Source organism: Streptomyces sp. NPDC004539 (assembly GCF_040610055.1).
Classification (GTDB): domain Bacteria; phylum Actinomycetota; class Actinomycetes; order Streptomycetales; family Streptomycetaceae; genus Streptomyces.
On sequence record NZ_JBEXLS010000032.1, the window covers coordinates 52,303 to 68,997 of the forward strand.

Sequence of the window (16,695 nt, forward strand, 5' to 3'; positions counted from 1 at the left end):
TGAATTAGGGTTTCCGTGTGGAGCCCGATCTGTTCACCGCAGCCGCCGAAGACCGCCAGGAGAAGGACCCGACCGGAAGCCCCTTGGCGGTCCGGATGCGCCCGCGCTCCCTCGACGAGGTCGCGGGCCAGCAGCATCTGCTGAAGCCCGGCTCCCCACTGCGCCGCCTGGTCGACGAGGGCGCGGGCGGCCCGGCCGGCGTCTCCTCCGTGATCCTCTGGGGCCCGCCGGGCACGGGCAAGACGACCCTGGCGTACGTCGTCTCCAAGGCCACCGACAAGCGGTTCGTGGAGCTGTCGGCGATCACCGCCGGCGTCAAGGAGGTCCGCGCGGTCATCGACGGCGCGCGCCGGGCCAGCGGCGGCTACGGCAAGGAGACCGTCCTCTTCCTCGACGAGATCCACCGCTTCAGCAAGGCCCAGCAGGACTCCCTCCTCCCCGCCGTCGAGAACCGCTGGGTCACCCTCATCGCGGCGACCACCGAGAACCCCTACTTCTCGGTCATCTCCCCCCTCCTGTCCCGCTCCCTCCTCCTCACCCTCGAACCCCTCACGGACGACGACCTCCGCGGCCTCCTGCGCAGAGCCGTCACCGACGACCGGGGCCTCAAAGCCGCCGTCACCCTCCCCGAGGACACCGAGGACCACCTCCTGCGCATCGCCGGCGGAGACGCCCGCCGCGCCCTCACCGCCCTGGAGGCGGCGGCCGGCGCCGCCCTCGACCAGCGCGCGACCGAGATCACCCTCGCGACGCTGGAACAGACCGTCGACCGCGCGGCCGTCAAGTACGACCGCGACGGCGACCAGCACTACGACGTCGCCAGCGCCCTCATCAAGTCCATCCGCGGCTCCGACGTCGACGCCGCCCTGCACTACCTCGCCCGCATGATCGAGGCCGGCGAGGACCCCCGCTTCATCGCCCGCCGCCTGATGATCTCCGCCAGCGAGGACATCGGCCTCGCGGACCCGACCGCCCTCCCCACGGCCGTCGCCGCCGCCCAGGCCGTCGCGATGATCGGCTTCCCCGAGGCCGCCCTCACCCTCAGCCACGCGACGATCGCGCTGGCCCTCGCCCCCAAGTCCAACGCGGCGACGACCGCGATCGGCGCCGCCCTGGAGGACGTCCGCAAGGGGCTGGCCGGACCGGTCCCGGCGCACCTGCGCGACGGCCACTACAAGGGCGCCGCCAAGCTGGGCCACGCCCAGGGATACGTGTACCCGCACGACATCCCGGAGGGCATCGCCGAGCAGCAGTACGCCCCGGACCAGATCAAGGACCGCGAGTACTACACCCCGACGAGACACGGCGCGGAGGCGCGGTACGCGGACGCCGTCGAGTGGACCAGGAAGCACCTCGGTCGCAAGCGGTCCTGAGCACCCTGTAAACTCGCCCGAAGTGCCGTGTCCCGCGCTGTCAGAGCGGGACGACCGGCCGGAACCCCCGCGAGGGGGTCCCAGGAGCGTCGCGCACCGTCGAACGGTGTCGCGGGCAGCCCACCACCATCCGCCGCGAGGCGAGACCGGTCGGTGGGCCACTCGCGTGCTGCACGTATGTGCCCAGATCAGGGGAGCGGCTGCCCGAACCGCCTTGTTCCGACGAGGCGACGAGGGTTTCCCCGGCTGCGGATTGCGACCTCTCGTGATGCTGACAAGCCGAAGAGACATACGGAGAGAAACACAGTGGCGAACCAGTCCCGCCCCAAGGTCAAGAAGTCGCGTGCCCTCGGCATCGCGCTCACCCCGAAGGCCGTCAAGTACTTCGAGGCCCGCCCCTACCCGCCGGGCGAGCACGGCCGTGGCCGCAAGCAGAACTCGGACTACAAGGTCCGTCTGCTGGAGAAGCAGCGTCTGCGCGCGCAGTACGACATCTCCGAGCGTCAGCTCGTCCGCGCCTACGAGCGCGCCTCCAAGGTCCAGGGCAAGACCGGTGAGGCCCTGATCGTGGAGCTGGAGCGCCGTCTCGACGCCCTGGTCCTGCGTTCGGGCATCGCCCGCACGATCTACCAGGCCCGTCAGATGGTCGTCCACGGCCACATCGAGGTCAACGGCCAGAAGACCGACAAGCCCTCGTTCCGTGTCCGTCCCGACGACGTCGTGATGGTCCGCGAGCGCAGCCGCGAGAAGACGCTCTTCACCGTGGCCCGTGAGGGTGGCTTCGCCGCCGACGGCGAGACCCCCCGCTACCTTCAGGTCAACCTCAAGGCCCTGGCGTTCCGCCTGGACCGCGAGCCGAACCGCAAGGAAGTTCCGGTCATCTGCGACGAGCAGCTGGTCGTCGAGTACTACGCCCGCTGATTTTCCGGCGGTCGTAGTACCACTTGGAGCCCGCTGCCCCCTTGGGGGCGGCGGGCTTTCGCGTGCCCGTAATGCGGTGCGAGGTGTGGTGCCGGGCGCGATAGGCTCGCATCCTGCAAGTCATAAGGGTCAAAGAGAGCGGGTGTGCGGTGTCCGGAGGCGAGGTAGCCGGGATCATCGTGGCCGTCTTCTGGGCGATCCTGGTCTCCTTCCTCGCCGTCGCGCTGGTGAGGCTGGCCCAGACGCTGAGGGCGACCACCAAGCTGGTGGCGGACGTGACCGACCAGGCCGTCCCGCTGCTCGCGGACGCCTCCGCGGCCGTCCGCTCCGCGCAGACGCAGATCGACCGGGTCGACGCGATCGCGACGGACGTCCAGGAGGTCACCTCCAACGCCTCCGCGCTGTCGACGACCGTGGCCTCGACGTTCGGCGGACCTCTCGTGAAGGTCGCCGCGTTCGGGTACGGCGTCCGCCGTGCGCTGGGCGGCCGTAAAGAGGACGCGCCCGCGAAGGCACTCCGACGTACCGTGATCGTGGGCCGGACAGTGTCCCGGCGGCGTGGGAAGAGGGACTGAGAGCAGCGATGTTCCGCCGTACTTTCTGGTTCACGACCGGCGTCGCCGCCGGCGTCTGGGCCACCACCAAGGTCAACCGCAAGCTGAAGCAGCTCACCCCGGAGAGCCTCGCCGCGACCGCGGCGAACAAGGCGCTGGAGACGGGCGCCCGCCTCAAGGACCGCGCGGTCGACTTCGCGGTCGACGTCCGCGACAACATGGCCCGGCGGGAGGCCGAGCTGGAGGACGCGCTCGGCATCGAGTCGGCCCCCGAACTCCCCGCACCCCGGCGCATCGCCGCCATCGAGAACACGACGTACCCCCCGACGACGTACACGTACAACCGGAATGAGGACCACTGATGGAGTCGGCCGAGATTCGCCGCCGCTGGCTGAGCTTCTACGAGGAGCGCGGACACACCGTCGTCCCTTCGGCGTCGCTCATCGCGGACGACCCGACTCTGCTCCTCGTCCCGGCCGGCATGGTCCCCTTCAAGCCGTACTTCCTCGGTGAGGTCAAGCCGCCGTGGGCGCGCGCCACCAGCGTGCAGAAGTGCGTGCGCACCCCCGACATCGAAGAGGTCGGCAAGACCACCCGCCACGGCACGTTCTTCCAGATGTGCGGCAACTTCTCCTTCGGCGACTACTTCAAGGAAGGCGCCATCAAGTACGCCTGGGAGCTGCTCACCAGCCCCCAGGACAAGGGCGGTTACGGCCTCGACCCCGAGCGCCTGTGGATCACCGTCTACCTGGAGGACGACGAGGCCGAGCGCATCTGGCACGAGGTCGTCGGCGTGCCGAAGGAGCGCATCCAGCGCCTCGGCATGAAGGACAACTACTGGTCGATGGGCGTCCCCGGACCCTGCGGCCCGTGTTCCGAGATCAACTACGACCGCGGCCCGGAGTTCGGCGTCGAGGGCGGCCCGGCCGTCAACGACGAGCGGTACGTCGAGATCTGGAACCTCGTCTTCATGCAGTACGAGCGCGGCGAGGGCATCGGCAAGGACAACTTCGAGATCCTCGGCGAGCTGCCCAGCAAGAACATCGACACGGGCCTCGGCCTGGAGCGCCTCGCGATGATCCTGCAAGGCGTGCAGAACATGTACGAGATCGACACCTCGATGGCCGTCATCGACAAGGCCACCGAGCTGACCGGCGTCCGCTACGGCGACGCCCACACCTCGGACGTCTCCCTGCGCGTGGTCACCGACCACATGCGGACGTCCGTGATGCTCATCGGCGACGGCGTGACCCCCGGCAACGAGGGCCGCGGCTACGTCCTGCGCCGCATCATGCGCCGGGCCATCCGCAACATGCGCCTCCTCGGCGCCACCGGCCCGGTCGTCCTCGAACTGATCGACACCGTCATCCGGATGATGGGCCAGCAGTACCCGGAGCTGATCACCGACCGCGAGCGGATCGAGAAGGTCGCCGTCGCCGAGGAGAACGCCTTCCTCAAGGCCCTCAAGGGCGGCACGAACATCCTCGACACGGCCGTCACCGAGACCAAGGCGTCCGGCGGTACGGTCCTCGCCGGCGACAAGGCGTTCCTCCTCCACGACACGTGGGGCTTCCCGATCGACCTGACCCTCGAAATGGCCGCCGAGCAGGGCCTTTCGGTGGACGAGGACGGCTTCCGCCGCCTGATGAAGGAGCAGCGGGAGCGCGCCAAGGCCGACGCCCAGGCCAAGAAGACCGGCCACGCCGGCGCCGGCGCCTACCGGGAGATCGCCGACCGGACCGGTGAGACCGACTTCATCGGCTACAGCGACACCGAGGGCGAGACCACGGTCGTCGGCATCCTCGTGGACGGCGTCTCCTCGCCGGCCGCCACCGAGGGCGACGAGGTCGAGATCGTCCTCGACCGCACCCCCTTCTACGCGGAGGGCGGCGGCCAGATCGGCGACACCGGCAAGATCCGGATCGACTCCGGTGCCGTGATCGAGATCCGCGACTGCCAGAAGCCGGTCCCGGGGGTGTACGTCCACAAGGGCGTCGTCCAGGTCGGCGAGGTGACTGTCGGGGCCAAGGCCCAGGCCACGATCGACATCCGGCGCCGGACCGCCATCGCCCGCGCCCACTCGGCCACCCACCTCACCCACCAGGCGCTGCGCGACGCCCTCGGCCCGACGGCCGCCCAGGCCGGTTCCGAGAACCAGCCCGGCCGCTTCCGCTTCGACTTCGGTTCGCCGTCCGCCGTCCCGACGGCCGTGATGACCGACGTCGAGCAGAAGATCAACGAGGTGCTCGCCCGCGATCTCGACGTGCACGCCGAGATCCTGCCGATCGCCGAGGCCAAGAAGCAGGGCGCCATCGCCGAGTTCGGCGAGAAGTACGGCGAGCAGGTCCGGGTCGTCACCATCGGGGACTTCTCCAAGGAGCTGTGCGGCGGCACGCATGTCCACAACACCTCGCAGCTCGGCCTGGTCAAGCTGCTCGGTGAGTCGTCGATCGGCTCGGGTGTGCGGCGTATCGAGGCGCTCGTCGGGGTCGACGCCTACAACTTCCTGGCCCGTGAGCACACGGTCGTCGCCCAGCTCCAGGAGCTGATCAAGGGGCGTCCGGAGGAGCTGCCGGAGAAGGTCTCGGCGATGCTCGGCAAGCTCAAGGACGCCGAGAAGGAGATCGAGAAGTTCCGCGCGGAGAAGGTCCTCCAGGCCGCCGCCGGACTCGCCGACTCGGCGAAGGACGTACGCGGGATCGCCCTGGTCACCGGCCAGGTCCCGGACGGGACGACCCCGGACGACCTGCGCAAGCTGGTCCTCGACGTGCGGGGCCGTATCCAGGGCGGGCGGGCCGTCGTCGTCGCGCTGTTCACCGTGAACAACGGCAAACCGCTGACCGTGATCGCCACCAACGAGGCCGCCCGTGAGCGCGGTCTCAAGGCGGGCGACCTGGTTCGGACGGCCGCCAAGACGCTCGGCGGCGGCGGTGGCGGCAAGCCGGACGTCGCCCAGGGCGGCGGGCAGAACCCGGCCGCCGTCGGCGAGGCCGTGGACGCCGTCGAGCGGCTGGTCGCGGAGACGGCCAACTGATGCGCCGGGGACGGCGGTTGGCCATCGACGTCGGTGACGCCCGGATCGGGGTCGCGTCCTGCGACCCCGACGGCATCCTCGCGACCCCGGTCGAGACGGTCCCCGGGAGGGACGTTCCCGCAGCTCAGCGGCGGCTCAGGCAGCTCGTCGAGGAGTACGAGCCGATCGAGATCGTGGTCGGGCTCCCGCGCTCCCTCAAGGGGGGCGAGGGCCCGGCGGCGGTCAAGGTCCGCGGCTTCGCCGAGGCGCTGGCCAAGGCGGTGGACCCGATTCCGGTTCGGCTCGTGGACGAGCGGATGACGACCGTGACGGCCAGTCAGGGGCTGCGCGCCTCGGGTGTGAAGTCCAAGAAGGGACGCTCCGTCATCGACCAGGCAGCCGCTGTGATCATCCTTCAGCAGGCGCTCGAATCCGAACGGGTGTCAGGTAAAGCACCCGGAGAGGGCGTCTAAGTGGTCATCTGATCGCGATACGGTAACGTTCCGCGCGATGCGGAGGTGTTCGAACAGCCTCCGCACAGCAAGAGGCGGAACCGCAGCCGGACCCCCCAGCCGCGAACCGCCGCCTCGCGGCTCTAGGGGATCGATGACTGAGTATGGCCGGGGTCCGGGCCCCGCACCGTGGCATCCGGAGGACCCGTTGTTCGGGGACGGCGGATGGGAAGGGCAGCAGGCCCCCATGGGGCACCAGCCTGCCTACGGGGGCCAGCAGCAGTACCCGCAGGAGCCGCAGCAGCAGGCGGCCTACAACGGCTGGGCGGGCGGCGACCAGCACGCCGGCTACGGCCAGCAGCCCCACCCCGGCCAGCAGCACGCCCAGCCGCAGTACGACCAACAGCAGTACGACCAGTACGGTCAGCCGGTCTACCCCCAGTACGACCAGCAGAACCAGCCGCAGTCCTACCATCAGGGCGGCTGGGACGGCACCGGTACGCATGCGCACGTCCCCTACGCGGCCGACCCCGGTGACCCCTACGGCCAGCAGCCCGCGGCGTACGGCGCCGAGCAGCCCGACTTCTACGGCACCCCCGACGCCTATCCGCCCCCGGAGCCCCCGGCCCGCCGCCGCGACCCCGAGCCGGAGCCCGAACCCGAGCCCGAGCCGCTCGGCGGCATCCTCCCGGAACCCGACACCGACTCCGACGCGGAAGCCGCCGTAGCCGAGACCGCCCTTGAGGAGCGCGGCCGACGCGGAGGCAAAGGTGGCAAAGGAAAAGGGGACTCGGGCAAGAAGAAGCGCCGCAACGGCTTCGCCTGCCTCGTCGTCGTCCTCGTCTTCGGCGGCGGCATCGGCGGGGTCGCCTACTTCGGCCTCCAGTTCTACCAAAACCGCTACGGCACGGCCCCCGACTTCGCGGGCGACGGCACGAGCGAGACGGTGTCCGTCACCGTCCCCAAAGGCGCGGGCGGCGCGCAGATCGGGCGGCTCCTCAAGGCCGAGGGCGTCGTCAAGAGCGTCGACGCGTTCGTCTCGGCGTACACGCAGAACGCCAAGGCGAGCGGCATCCAGGAGGGCTCCTACGTCCTGAACAAGGAGATGTCCGCCAAGGCGGCCGTCGCGATGATGCTCGACCCCAAGAGCCAGAACAACCTGATCATCGCCGAGGGCACCCGCAACGTCGCGGTCTACGCGCAGATCGACAAGCGCCTCGACCTCTCCGAGGGCACCACCGCGAAGGTCGCGCAGGAGAAGTACAAGGACCTCGGGCTGCCCGAGTGGGCGCAGAACCACCCCGAGGTGAAGGACCCGCTCGAAGGCTTCCTCTACCCCTCGCGCTACTCCATCGGCAAGGACGACAAGCCGGAGACCGTCCTCAAGGAGATGGTCGCCCGCGCCGCCGAGAAGTACCAGCAGCTCGGCCTGGAGAAGCAGGCCGACCAGCTCGGCCTCGACGGCCCCTGGCAGCTCCTCACCGTCGCGAGCCTCGCGCAGGCCGAGGGCACCAGCCACGACGACTACCGCCGGATGGCCGAGGTCGTCTACAACCGCCTCAAGCCCGGCAACCCCCAGACGTACGGCTCGCTGGAGTTCGACTCCACGTACAACTACATCAAGAACCAGAGCAAGATCGACCTCACGATCGCCGAGCTCAAGCGGTTCAAGAACCCGTACAACACCTACTACGTCAAGGGCCTGCCGCCCGGACCGATCGACAACCCGGGCGAGGAGGCGCTGCGCGGCGCCCTCAACCCGACGAAGGAAGGCTGGTACTACTTCATCTCGCTGGACGGCAAGACCAGTAAGTTCACGAAGACCCTCGCCGAGCACGAGGAACTGGTCGCGGAGTTCAACGAGTCGAGGAAGGGCTGACCACCTGCGGACATGACGGACTGACGGGCCTTTCGTGACAACCGATCACGGTGTGAGGACAATACGGTTCACCAGGCCCGTCGGACAACGGGTACGTCAGGTTCAAGGACAGGTGTCATGACAGCTCGGGCCCCCGCAGCCCGCCGCGCCGCCGTGCTCGGTTCCCCCATCGCCCACTCCCTCTCCCCGGTCCTGCACCGCGCCGCGTACGACGCGCTCGGGCTCACGGAATGGTCCTACGACCGTTTCGAGGTCGACGAGGAGGCCCTCCCGGGCTTCGTCGCCGGCCTCGACGAGACGTGGGCGGGACTGTCGTTGACGATGCCGCTGAAACGGGCCGTCATCCCGCTGCTCGACGAGATCACCGAGACGGCGGCGTCGGTCGAGGCCGTCAACACGCTGATCCGCACGGCGGACGGCCGCAAGGTCGGCGACAACACCGACATCCCCGGCATGGTCGCGGCCCTGCGGGAACGCGGCGTCGAACAGGTCGGGTCCGCCGCGATCCTGGGCGCCGGCGCCACCGCCTCCTCCGCCCTCGCCGCGCTCTCCCGGGTCTGCGCCGGGGAGATCGTCGCCTACGTCCGCAGCGCGGCGCGCGCCGCCGAGATGCGGGAGTGGGGGGAGCGGCTCGGCGTCGACCTGCGCACGGCGGACTGGTCCGACGCGGCCGAGGCGCTCCGGGCGCCGCTGGTCGTCGCCACGACCCCGGCCGGCGCGACGGACGCCCTCGCCCATGACGTCCCCGAACGCCCGGCGACCCTCTTCGACGTCCTGTACGACCCCTGGCCCACCCAGCTCGCCGCCCGCTGGTCGATGTACGGCGGCGCGGTCGTGAGCGGCCTCGACCTCCTCGTCCACCAGGCGGTGCTCCAGGTCGAGCAGATGACCGGGCACCGGCCGGCCCCCCTGGACGCGATGCGAAAAGCGGGCGAACACGCGCTCGCGTCCCGCTAGGGTTCGCGAGGGCGTCACGCAGGGGGCGGGGCGCGTTTTTTCGGGGGGAGCACGGTCGTGTTCATCGCGTCCGCCAAGAGCGAGATCTTCGAGGTCGTCCTTCAGTTCATGCCGGACTGGATTCAGATCCCGGTCCTGTGCCTGATCATCCTGCTGGTCGTGGGGTCCTGGGTGCTCGCGCTGCGCCGGAAGCTGATGCTCCGGCGTCTGCGCCGGGCGGTGGCGGCGGCCGGGGCCGGGGGCGGTGTCGTCCAGCAGCAGGGGGACGGGACGCGGGGTGCGGACTTCCTCGGCGCGTACGCGCCGCAGCAGCCCCAGGCACAGGGGCCGCGCGGGGCCGACTTCCTGGGGTCCTACGCGCCCCAGAACCGGCCCGAGCAGAGTTGAGCCGCTTTCCGGGCACGTCCGGGTGATGGACCGGAGGGCGGGTCCGGGGGCGGGACGTGGGAGGATCGGGGGTGGCGGGCCAGGGCCGCGCACCCGGTGCCGCCCGCGCCGTACGCGTCGATGCGCGGCGGCGGAACCGTAGCAGGCGCGAGCACCGAGGAGCATCGTTGAGCAGGCTGCGTTGGCTGACCGCAGGGGAGTCCCACGGTCCCGCACTCGTCGCCACGCTGGAGGGCCTTCCCGCCGGCGTGCCGATCACCACGGAGATGGTCGCGGACCACCTCGCGCGGCGTCGGCTCGGCTACGGCCGGGGTGCGCGGATGAAGTTCGAGCGGGACGAGGTCACCTTCCTCGGCGGTGTCCGGCACGGCCTGACGATGGGTTCCCCGGTCGCGGTCATGGTCGGCAACACCGAGTGGCCGAAGTGGGAGAAGGTCATGTCGGCCGACCCGGTCGACCCGGCCGAGCTCGCGCAGTCAGCCCGCAACGCCCCGCTGACCCGCCCCCGCCCGGGCCACGCCGACCTCGCCGGCATGCAGAAGTACGGCTTCGACGAGGCCCGTCCGATCCTGGAGCGCGCCTCCGCCCGCGAGACCGCCGCCCGCGTGGCGCTCGGCGCGGTCGCCCGCTCCTACCTCAAGGAGACGGCCGGCATCGAGATCGTCAGCCACGTCGTCGAACTGGCCGCCGCGAAGGCCCCGTACGGGGTGTACCCCACCCCGGCGGACGTCGAGAAGCTGGACGCCGACCCGGTGCGCTGCCTGGACGCGGACGCCTCGAAGGCGATGGTCGCGGAGATCGACCAGGCCCACAAGGACGGCGACACCCTCGGCGGCGTCGTCGAGGTCCTCGCCTACGGCGTGCCGGTGGGCCTCGGCTCGCACGTCCACTGGGACCGGCGTCTGGACGCGCGGCTCGCCGCCGCGCTGATGGGCATCCAGGCGATCAAGGGCGTCGAGGTCGGCGACGGCTTCGACCTGGCCCGGGTGCCGGGCTCGCAGGCGCACGACGAGATCGTCAGCACCGACGACGGCATCCGCCGCGTCACCGGCCGCTCCGGCGGCACCGAGGGCGGCCTGTCGACCGGTGAACTCCTGCGTGTGCGCGCGGCGATGAAGCCGATCGCGACCGTGCCGCGCGCCCTGCGGACCGTCGACGTCGCGACCGGCGAGGCCACCCAGGCCCACCACCAGCGCTCCGACGTGTGCGCGGTGCCGGCCGCCGGGATCGTCGCGGAGGCGATGACGGCGCTGGTCCTCGCGGACGCGGTCGCGGAGAAGTTCGGCGGCGACAGCGTCACCGAGACCCGGCGCAACGTCCGCTCGTACCTCGACAGCCTGACGATCCGATGAGCGGTCCGCTGGTCGTCCTGGTCGGGCCGATGGGCGTCGGGAAGTCGACCGTCGGGCAGCTCCTCGCCGAGCACCTCGGGGTGCCCTACCGGGACACCGACGACGACATCGTCACCGCGCAGGGCCGCACGATCGCCGACATCTTCGTCGAGGAGGGCGAGCCCGCCTTCCGCGCGATCGAGAAGGCGGCGGTGGAGGCCGCGCTCGACACGCACGAGGGCGTCCTCGCGCTCGGCGGCGGCTCGATCCTGGACGCCGACACCCGCGCGCTGCTCGCCGGGCGGCAGGTCGTCTACCTGTCGATGGACGTCGAGGAGGCGGTCAGGCGCACCGGCCTCAACACCGCCCGCCCGCTCCTCGCGGTCAACCCCCGCAAACAGTGGCGCGAGCTGATGGAGGCCCGGCGCGCGCTGTACGAGTCCGTCGCGACGGCCGTCGTCGCGACCGACGGCCGCACCCCCGAAGAGGTCACCCGAGTCGCCCTGGATTCCCTGGAGCTGAAGGACGTATGACGACACGCATCCACGTCGGCGGCGACACTCCGTACGACGTCCTGGTGGGCCGTCAGCTGCTCGGCGAACTCGCCGGGCTGATCGGGCAGAAGGCCAGGCGGGTCGCCGTCATCCACCCCGAGGCCCTCGCCGAGACCGGGGACGCGCTGCGCGCCGACCTCGCCGAGCAGGGGTTCGAGGCGGTCGCCATCCAGGTGCCGAACGCCGAGGAGGCCAAGACCGCCGAGGTCGCCGCGTACTGCTGGAAGGCGCTCGGGCAGTCCGGGTTCACCCGCACCGACGTGATCGTCGGTGTCGGCGGCGGGGCGACGACGGACCTCGCCGGGTTCGTCGCGGCGACCTGGCTGCGCGGGGTGCGCTGGATCGCCGTGCCCACGACTGTGCTGGCCATGGTCGACGCGGCCGTGGGCGGGAAGACCGGCATCAACACGGCCGAGGGCAAGAACCTCGTCGGCTCGTTCCACCCGCCCGCCGGGGTGCTGTGCGATCTGGCCGCGCTGGAGTCGCTGCCCGTCAACGACTACGTGTCGGGGCTCGCGGAGATCATCAAGGCCGGGTTCATCGCGGACCCGGTGATCCTCGACCTGATCGAGTCCGACCCCGAGGCCGCCCGCACGCCCGCGGGTCCCCACACCGCCGAGCTGATCGAGCGGTCGATCCGGGTGAAGGCGGACGTCGTGTCGTCCGACCTCAAGGAGGCGGGCCTGCGCGAGATCCTCAACTACGGCCACACCCTCGCGCACGCCATCGAGAAGAACGAGCGCTACAAGTGGCGGCACGGCGCCGCCGTCTCCGTCGGCATGCACTTCGCGGCCGAACTCGGGCGGCTCGCCGGGCGGCTGGACGACGCGACCGCCGACCGGCACCGCACGGTCCTGGAGTCGGTCGGGCTGCCGCTGCACTACCGCTACGACCAGTGGCCCAAGCTGCTGGAGGCGATGAAGGTCGACAAGAAGTCGCGCGGCGACCTGCTCCGCTTCATCGTCCTCGACGGACTCGGCAAGCCGACCGTCATGGAGGGCCCCGACCCGGCGGTCCTGCTCGCCGCCTACGGAGAGGTGGGGCAGTAGGCCCCGGAACCTCCCGAATCCCTTCGCACGACGGGCACTTCGGACCGCCCCCGGTCGTTCACCAAACGACGGCCGGGGGCGGTACCGTTCGGTAGGGAGCGGGCCCGCCCGTCACCGGCGTCGATCGCCTGCCGTGCCGGTCTCCGCGCCCCGGAGGCGAACCCGAGCCCGCACAGAACGAGACGGAGTGGCACCGGATGCAGCACGCAGTGGGTTCTCCGCTGCCGCCGCCCCACCAGTGGGGGCACGGTCCGGTCGGCGGGCCGCCGGCCGCACAGCATTCGGGACCGCACCACCCCCCTCCCCAGGCACACCCGGCCCCGGGCTTCACCCCCCCGGCCCCGCAGCCCCCCGTACCCCCGGTCCCGCCCGCGCCCCCGGCCGGCCGGCCCCCCGCGCCCCCGGTCCCGCACCCTCCCGCGCCTCCGGCCGGCCCGCCCACAGTGCCCCAGCCGCCGGTGCCCCCCTACTCCCCGCCGCCCCGGCAGCCCCCCGGTGACGTCACCGGGCACCTCCCGCTGCCGCCCGCCGCGCCGTTCACCGCCCCCGCGCCGGCCGCGCCCGACCCGGCGACCACGATGCTCGCGGTCCTGCTCATCGGACCGGCGGGCGCGGGCAAGACCAGCGTCGCCAAGTACTGGGCCGACCACCGCCGGGTCCCCACGGCCCACATCAGCCTCGACGACGTCCGCGAGTGGGTCCGCTCCGGCTTCGCCGACCCCCAGCGCGGCTGGAACGACCACTCCGAGGCCCAGTACCGCCTGGCCCGCCGCACCTGCGGCTTCGCCGCCCGCAACTTCCTCGCCAACGGCATCTCCTGCGTCCTGGACGACGCGATCTTCCCCGACCGCCCGGCGGTGGGACTCGGCGGCTGGAAGCGGCATGTGGGCCCCGGCCTGCTGCCGGTCGTCCTCCTCCCCGGCCTTGAGGTCGTCCTGGAACGCAACGCGGAACGCTCCGGCAACCGCCGTCTCACGGACGAGGAGGTCGCCCGCATCCACGGCCGCATGGCCGGCTGGTACGGCTCGGGCCTGCCGATCATCGACAACTCCCAGCTGGACGTGGAGTCGACGGCGAGAGTCCTGGACGAGGTTCTGGCAAGGGCGATTGCCAGCCCGCCGAAGTGGTAGCCGGACACAGACGCCTCTGCCGCCCAGATGGTCCGGAGCCCGCCTTGGTCCCCCGAACGGCACCCCCCAAAACGGCATATTTCCGTACGAACTCCTACGCTCGACGTATGTCAGACGCTCACGCCATCCGCCGGGCCCGCCTCAGAGATCGTTGCACCGCAGCGGGCAGCGCCACCGCGCTCGTCACCCGCCCGGCCAACGTGAGATACCTCTCCGGCGCCGCCCCCGCGAACGCCGTCCTCCTCGTCGGCACCGAGGAGGACGTCCTCCTGTGCACCCACCCCCCGGACGGCCGCCCGGACGACAGCGTGCGCGTGCACGTCCTGCCCGCCGAGGGCGGTGACCCGGCCGTCGCCGCGGCCGACTTCCTCACGGCCCAGGACATCGGCACGCTGGCCGTGGAGGAGCACCACCTCACGGTCGCCCGCCACCGGGCCATCCACTCGGTCGCCCCCCACCTCTACCTGAACGACCTCGCCGGCGCCGTCGAGCAGCTGCGGATCGTCAAGGACGAGGAGGAGATCACCTGCCTGCGCGTCGCCGCCGAGATCGCCGACCAGGCCCTCGGCGAACTCCTGGAGTCGATCCTGGTGGGCCGCACGGAACGCCACCTCGCCCTGGAGCTGGAACGCCGGCTCGTCGACCACGGCGCGGACGGCCCCGCCTTCCCCACGTCCGTCGCGACCGGCCCGCACGCCGGTCTGCGCGGCCACCGGCCCACCGACCGGCGCGTGGAGGAGGGCGACTTCCTCTCCGTCTGCCTGGGCGCGACGTACCGCGGCTACCGCTGCGAGATCGGCCGTACCTTCGTCATCGGCACGGCTCCGGCGGACTGGCAGATCGAGCTGTACGACGCCGTCTTCGCCGCTCAGCGGGCGGGCCGGGAGGCTCTCGCGCCCGGTGCCGCGTACCGGGACGTGGACCGCGCGGCCCGTCAGGTCCTGGAGGCCGCGGGGTGGTCCGAGGGGCTGCCGGGGGCCATGGGACACGGCGTCGGACTGGAAATCGAAGAGGACCCGCAGCTCGCCCCCGCGGCCATGGGTAAACTGGACGCTTGCGTGCCGGTCACCGTCGAACCCGGGGTACACCTCCCGGGCCGGGGCGGCGTCCGGATCGATGACACGCTCGTCGTGCGCCCCGAGGCGGACGGCGGACCCGAGCTACTCACCATCACGACCAAGGAGCTGCTCGCCCTCTAGCCAGTGGCGTGCGCCGGGGTCGTCCACGTCAGTCCAGGAGATTCCGCAACCGTGGCTTCCACGAACGACCTCAAGAACGGCCTGGTGCTCAAGCTCGACGGCGGCCAGCTGTGGTCCGTCGTCGAGTTCCAGCACGTCAAGCCCGGCAAGGGCCCGGCTTTTGTGCGCACCAAGCTCAAGAACGTGCTGTCCGGCAAGGTGGTCGACAAGACCTTCAACGCCGGCGTCAAGGTCGAGACGGCCACTGTCGACAAGAGCGACATGCAGTTCTCGTACATGGACGGCGACTACTTCGTCTTCATGGACATGGAGACCTACGACCAGCTGCACATCGACCGCAAGACCGTCGGTGACGCCGCGAACTTCCTCATCGAGGGCTTCGAGGCGACCGTCGCGCGGCACGAGGGCGAGGTGCTCTTCGTCGAGCTGCCGGCCGCCGTCGAGCTGGTCATCGCCGAGACCGAGCCGGGCCTCCAGGGCGACCGCTCCACCGGGGGCACGAAGCCCGCGAAGCTGGAGACCGGTCACCAGATCCAGGTTCCGCTCTTCATCACGACCGGCGAGAAGATCAAGGTCGACACCCGTACGAGCGACTACCTCGGCCGGGTGAACAGCTAACCGTGGCTGCTCGCAACACGGCCCGCAAGCGTGCCTTCCAGATCCTGTTCGAGGGCGACCAGCGGGATGCGGACGTTCTGACGGTGCTCGCGGACTGGGTGCGGCTGTCCCGGTCCGACGACCGGCAGCCGCCGGTCAGTGAGTACACGATGCAGTTGGTCGAGGGGTATGCGGAGCATGCCGCCCGGATCGACTCGCTGATCTCCCAGTACTCGGTCGGGTGGACGCTCGACCGGATGCCGGTGGTGGACCGGAACATTCTGCGGCTCGGCGCGTACGAACTGATCTGGGTCGACGAGACGCCGGACGCGGTGGTGCTGGACGAGATGGTCCAGCTCGCGAAGGAGTTCTCGACGGACGAGTCCCCGGCGTTCGTGAACGGGCTTCTGGGGCGGTTCAAGGAGCTGAAGGGGTCCTTGCGCCGATAGGGGGTGGGGAGTCCTCTGCGCGGGCGGCTGCGGCTGCGTCGTGGCTTGTCGCGCAGTTCCCCGCGCCCCTAAAAGCAAAAGGCCCTTGCGAGGAGCCCTGCGTCTCCCAGCGCCGCCGCTTCACAAAAAACGTGCCGCCAGGTGGCTGGAACCGAATCACTCGGTTCTGGCCAACCCGGCGGCACGTTTCTGCTCAGGTGCTGCAAGCGCTCGGCGCTCTCAGCCTTCCTCGTGGGTCACCGCTCTGCGGGCGTCCGCGTCGAGGACGCCCCAGCTGATCAGCTGTTCGGTGAGGACCGAGGGGGACTGGTCGTAGATGACCGCGAGGGTGCGCAGGTCGTCCTGGCGGATCGAGAGGACCTTGCCGTTGTAGTCGCCGCGCTGGGACTGGATCGTCGCCGCGTAGCGCTGGAGGGGGCCCGCCTTCTCGACCGGGACGTGGGCGAGGCGCTCCAGGTCCAGGACCAGCTTCGGCGGCGGCTCGGCGGCGCCGCCCGGGGTGGTGCCCGGCAGCAGCTCCTGCACCGGGACGCCGTAGAAGTCCGCCAGCTCGGCGAGGCGCTGCACGGTGACGGCGCGGTCCCCGCGCTCGTACGACCCGACGACGACCGCCTTCCAACGGCCCTGGGACTTCTCCTCGACACCGTGGAGGGAAAGGCCCTGCTGGGTGCGGATCGCGCGGAGCTTGGCCCCGAGCTGTTTGGCGTATTCGCTGGACATATAGCTCCCGGCGCTGTGTCGACGCGGACGGCTGTGTTGCCGTCCCGCTCGGCTGGTAACTCATTGTGAGGTTACGCAGCGTGATTCTCCTGCGTCAAGCCGAATGGTCCACACCGACCCTTCCGTGGTA

17 protein-coding genes are annotated in these 16,695 nt (G+C 70.9%); 16 read left to right on the forward strand and 1 reads right to left on the reverse strand.

All coding sequences use genetic code 11. From position 1 onward, the window contains the following. Positions 1-17 precede the first annotated feature (17 nt). From ABZX85_RS42825 to nusB, 16 genes are all read left to right on the forward strand, one after another. Positions 18-1,373, forward strand: a complete 1,356-nt coding sequence (locus ABZX85_RS42825) for a replication-associated recombination protein A (protein ID WP_355882107.1) — start codon at positions 18-20, stop codon at positions 1,371-1,373. A 306-nt stretch (positions 1,374-1,679) separates the two neighbouring features. Continuing rightward, positions 1,680-2,294, forward strand: a complete 615-nt coding sequence (rpsD, locus tag ABZX85_RS42830) for a 30S ribosomal protein S4 (RefSeq protein ID WP_355882110.1) — start codon at positions 1,680-1,682, stop codon at positions 2,292-2,294. A 149-nt stretch (positions 2,295-2,443) separates the two neighbouring features. Continuing rightward, positions 2,444-2,869 carry a DUF948 domain-containing protein gene (locus tag ABZX85_RS42835; RefSeq protein ID WP_355882112.1) on the forward strand — a complete coding sequence of 142 codons (426 nt, stop codon included), beginning with the start codon at positions 2,444-2,446 and terminating at the stop codon, positions 2,867-2,869. Positions 2,870-2,877: 8 nt separating this feature from the next. Beyond that, positions 2,878-3,210 carry a hypothetical protein gene (locus ABZX85_RS42840; protein ID WP_355882114.1) on the forward strand — a complete coding sequence of 111 codons (333 nt, stop codon included), beginning with the start codon at positions 2,878-2,880 and terminating at the stop codon, positions 3,208-3,210. Continuing rightward, positions 3,210-5,882: an alanine--tRNA ligase gene (alaS, locus tag ABZX85_RS42845; protein WP_355882117.1), complete on the forward strand. Its 2,673-nt coding sequence runs from the start codon at positions 3,210-3,212 to the stop codon at positions 5,880-5,882. Before ABZX85_RS42840 ends, alaS begins: the two co-directional genes overlap by 1 nt. Further along, positions 5,882-6,334, forward strand: coding sequence for a Holliday junction resolvase RuvX (ruvX, locus tag ABZX85_RS42850; RefSeq protein ID WP_187750760.1), 453 nt, complete (start codon positions 5,882-5,884; stop codon positions 6,332-6,334). Before alaS ends, ruvX begins: the two co-directional genes overlap by 1 nt. Before the next feature lie 133 nt (positions 6,335-6,467). After that, positions 6,468-8,192, forward strand: a complete 1,725-nt coding sequence (gene mltG / locus ABZX85_RS42855) for an endolytic transglycosylase MltG (RefSeq protein WP_355882120.1) — start codon at positions 6,468-6,470, stop codon at positions 8,190-8,192. Between the two features lie 117 nt (positions 8,193-8,309). After that, complete coding sequence (locus ABZX85_RS42860) at positions 8,310-9,149, forward strand: shikimate dehydrogenase (RefSeq protein WP_355882122.1); 840 nt, start codon at positions 8,310-8,312, stop codon at positions 9,147-9,149. A gap of 57 nt (positions 9,150-9,206) precedes the next feature. Continuing rightward, positions 9,207-9,536 (forward strand): hypothetical protein, encoded by a 330-nt coding sequence (locus ABZX85_RS42865; protein ID WP_355882125.1) that lies wholly within the window; start codon positions 9,207-9,209, stop codon positions 9,534-9,536. A gap of 167 nt (positions 9,537-9,703) precedes the next feature. Beyond that, positions 9,704-10,888: a chorismate synthase gene (gene aroC, locus ABZX85_RS42870; protein ID WP_355882127.1), complete on the forward strand. Its 1,185-nt coding sequence runs from the start codon at positions 9,704-9,706 to the stop codon at positions 10,886-10,888. Beyond that, complete coding sequence (locus tag ABZX85_RS42875; RefSeq protein ID WP_355882130.1) at positions 10,885-11,400, forward strand: shikimate kinase; 516 nt, start codon at positions 10,885-10,887, stop codon at positions 11,398-11,400. The genes aroC and ABZX85_RS42875 overlap by 4 nt, the downstream gene beginning before the upstream one ends. Continuing rightward, the gene (gene aroB / locus ABZX85_RS42880) at positions 11,397-12,470 is read left to right on the forward strand and encodes a 3-dehydroquinate synthase (RefSeq protein WP_355882133.1); all 1,074 of its coding nucleotides are present in this window, start codon (positions 11,397-11,399) and stop codon (positions 12,468-12,470) included. The genes ABZX85_RS42875 and aroB overlap by 4 nt, the downstream gene beginning before the upstream one ends. A gap of 197 nt (positions 12,471-12,667) precedes the next feature. After that, entirely contained in the window at positions 12,668-13,600 is a 933-nt protein-coding gene (locus ABZX85_RS42885; RefSeq protein WP_355882136.1) for an AAA family ATPase, read from the forward strand. A gap of 107 nt (positions 13,601-13,707) precedes the next feature. Next, the gene (locus ABZX85_RS42890) at positions 13,708-14,799 is read left to right on the forward strand and encodes an aminopeptidase P family protein (RefSeq protein ID WP_355882139.1); all 1,092 of its coding nucleotides are present in this window, start codon (positions 13,708-13,710) and stop codon (positions 14,797-14,799) included. Positions 14,800-14,850: 51 nt separating this feature from the next. After that, positions 14,851-15,417 (forward strand): elongation factor P, encoded by a 567-nt coding sequence (gene efp / locus ABZX85_RS42895; RefSeq protein ID WP_355882142.1) that lies wholly within the window; start codon positions 14,851-14,853, stop codon positions 15,415-15,417. A gap of 2 nt (positions 15,418-15,419) precedes the next feature. Then, complete coding sequence (nusB, locus tag ABZX85_RS42900; RefSeq protein ID WP_355882144.1) at positions 15,420-15,845, forward strand: transcription antitermination factor NusB; 426 nt, start codon at positions 15,420-15,422, stop codon at positions 15,843-15,845. Between the two features lie 219 nt (positions 15,846-16,064). On the opposite strand, the gene bldD is transcribed toward nusB, so the two are convergent. Next, positions 16,065-16,565: a transcriptional regulator BldD gene (gene bldD / locus ABZX85_RS42905; protein WP_010357917.1), complete on the reverse strand. Its 501-nt coding sequence runs from the start codon at positions 16,563-16,565 to the stop codon at positions 16,065-16,067. Between the last annotated feature and the right edge of the window lie 130 nt (positions 16,566-16,695).

Coding starts and splice junctions, on each gene's coding strand:
- aroB (WP_355882133.1), top strand. CDS start 11,397: ATGACGACACGCATCCACGTCGGCGGCGACACTCCGTACGACGTCCTG.
- ABZX85_RS42890 (WP_355882139.1), top strand. CDS start 13,708: ATGTCAGACGCTCACGCCATCCGCCGGGCCCGCCTCAGAGATCGTTGC.
- alaS (WP_355882117.1), top strand. CDS start 3,210: ATGGAGTCGGCCGAGATTCGCCGCCGCTGGCTGAGCTTCTACGAGGAG.
- ABZX85_RS42875 (WP_355882130.1), top strand. CDS start 10,885: ATGAGCGGTCCGCTGGTCGTCCTGGTCGGGCCGATGGGCGTCGGGAAG.
- ruvX (WP_187750760.1), top strand. CDS start 5,882: ATGCGCCGGGGACGGCGGTTGGCCATCGACGTCGGTGACGCCCGGATC.
- ABZX85_RS42860 (WP_355882122.1), top strand. CDS start 8,310: ATGACAGCTCGGGCCCCCGCAGCCCGCCGCGCCGCCGTGCTCGGTTCC.
- bldD (WP_010357917.1), bottom strand. CDS start 16,565: ATGTCCAGCGAATACGCCAAACAGCTCGGGGCCAAGCTCCGCGCGATC.
- ABZX85_RS42840 (WP_355882114.1), top strand. CDS start 2,878: ATGTTCCGCCGTACTTTCTGGTTCACGACCGGCGTCGCCGCCGGCGTC.
- mltG (WP_355882120.1), top strand. CDS start 6,468: ATGACTGAGTATGGCCGGGGTCCGGGCCCCGCACCGTGGCATCCGGAG.
- ABZX85_RS42885 (WP_355882136.1), top strand. CDS start 12,668: ATGCAGCACGCAGTGGGTTCTCCGCTGCCGCCGCCCCACCAGTGGGGG.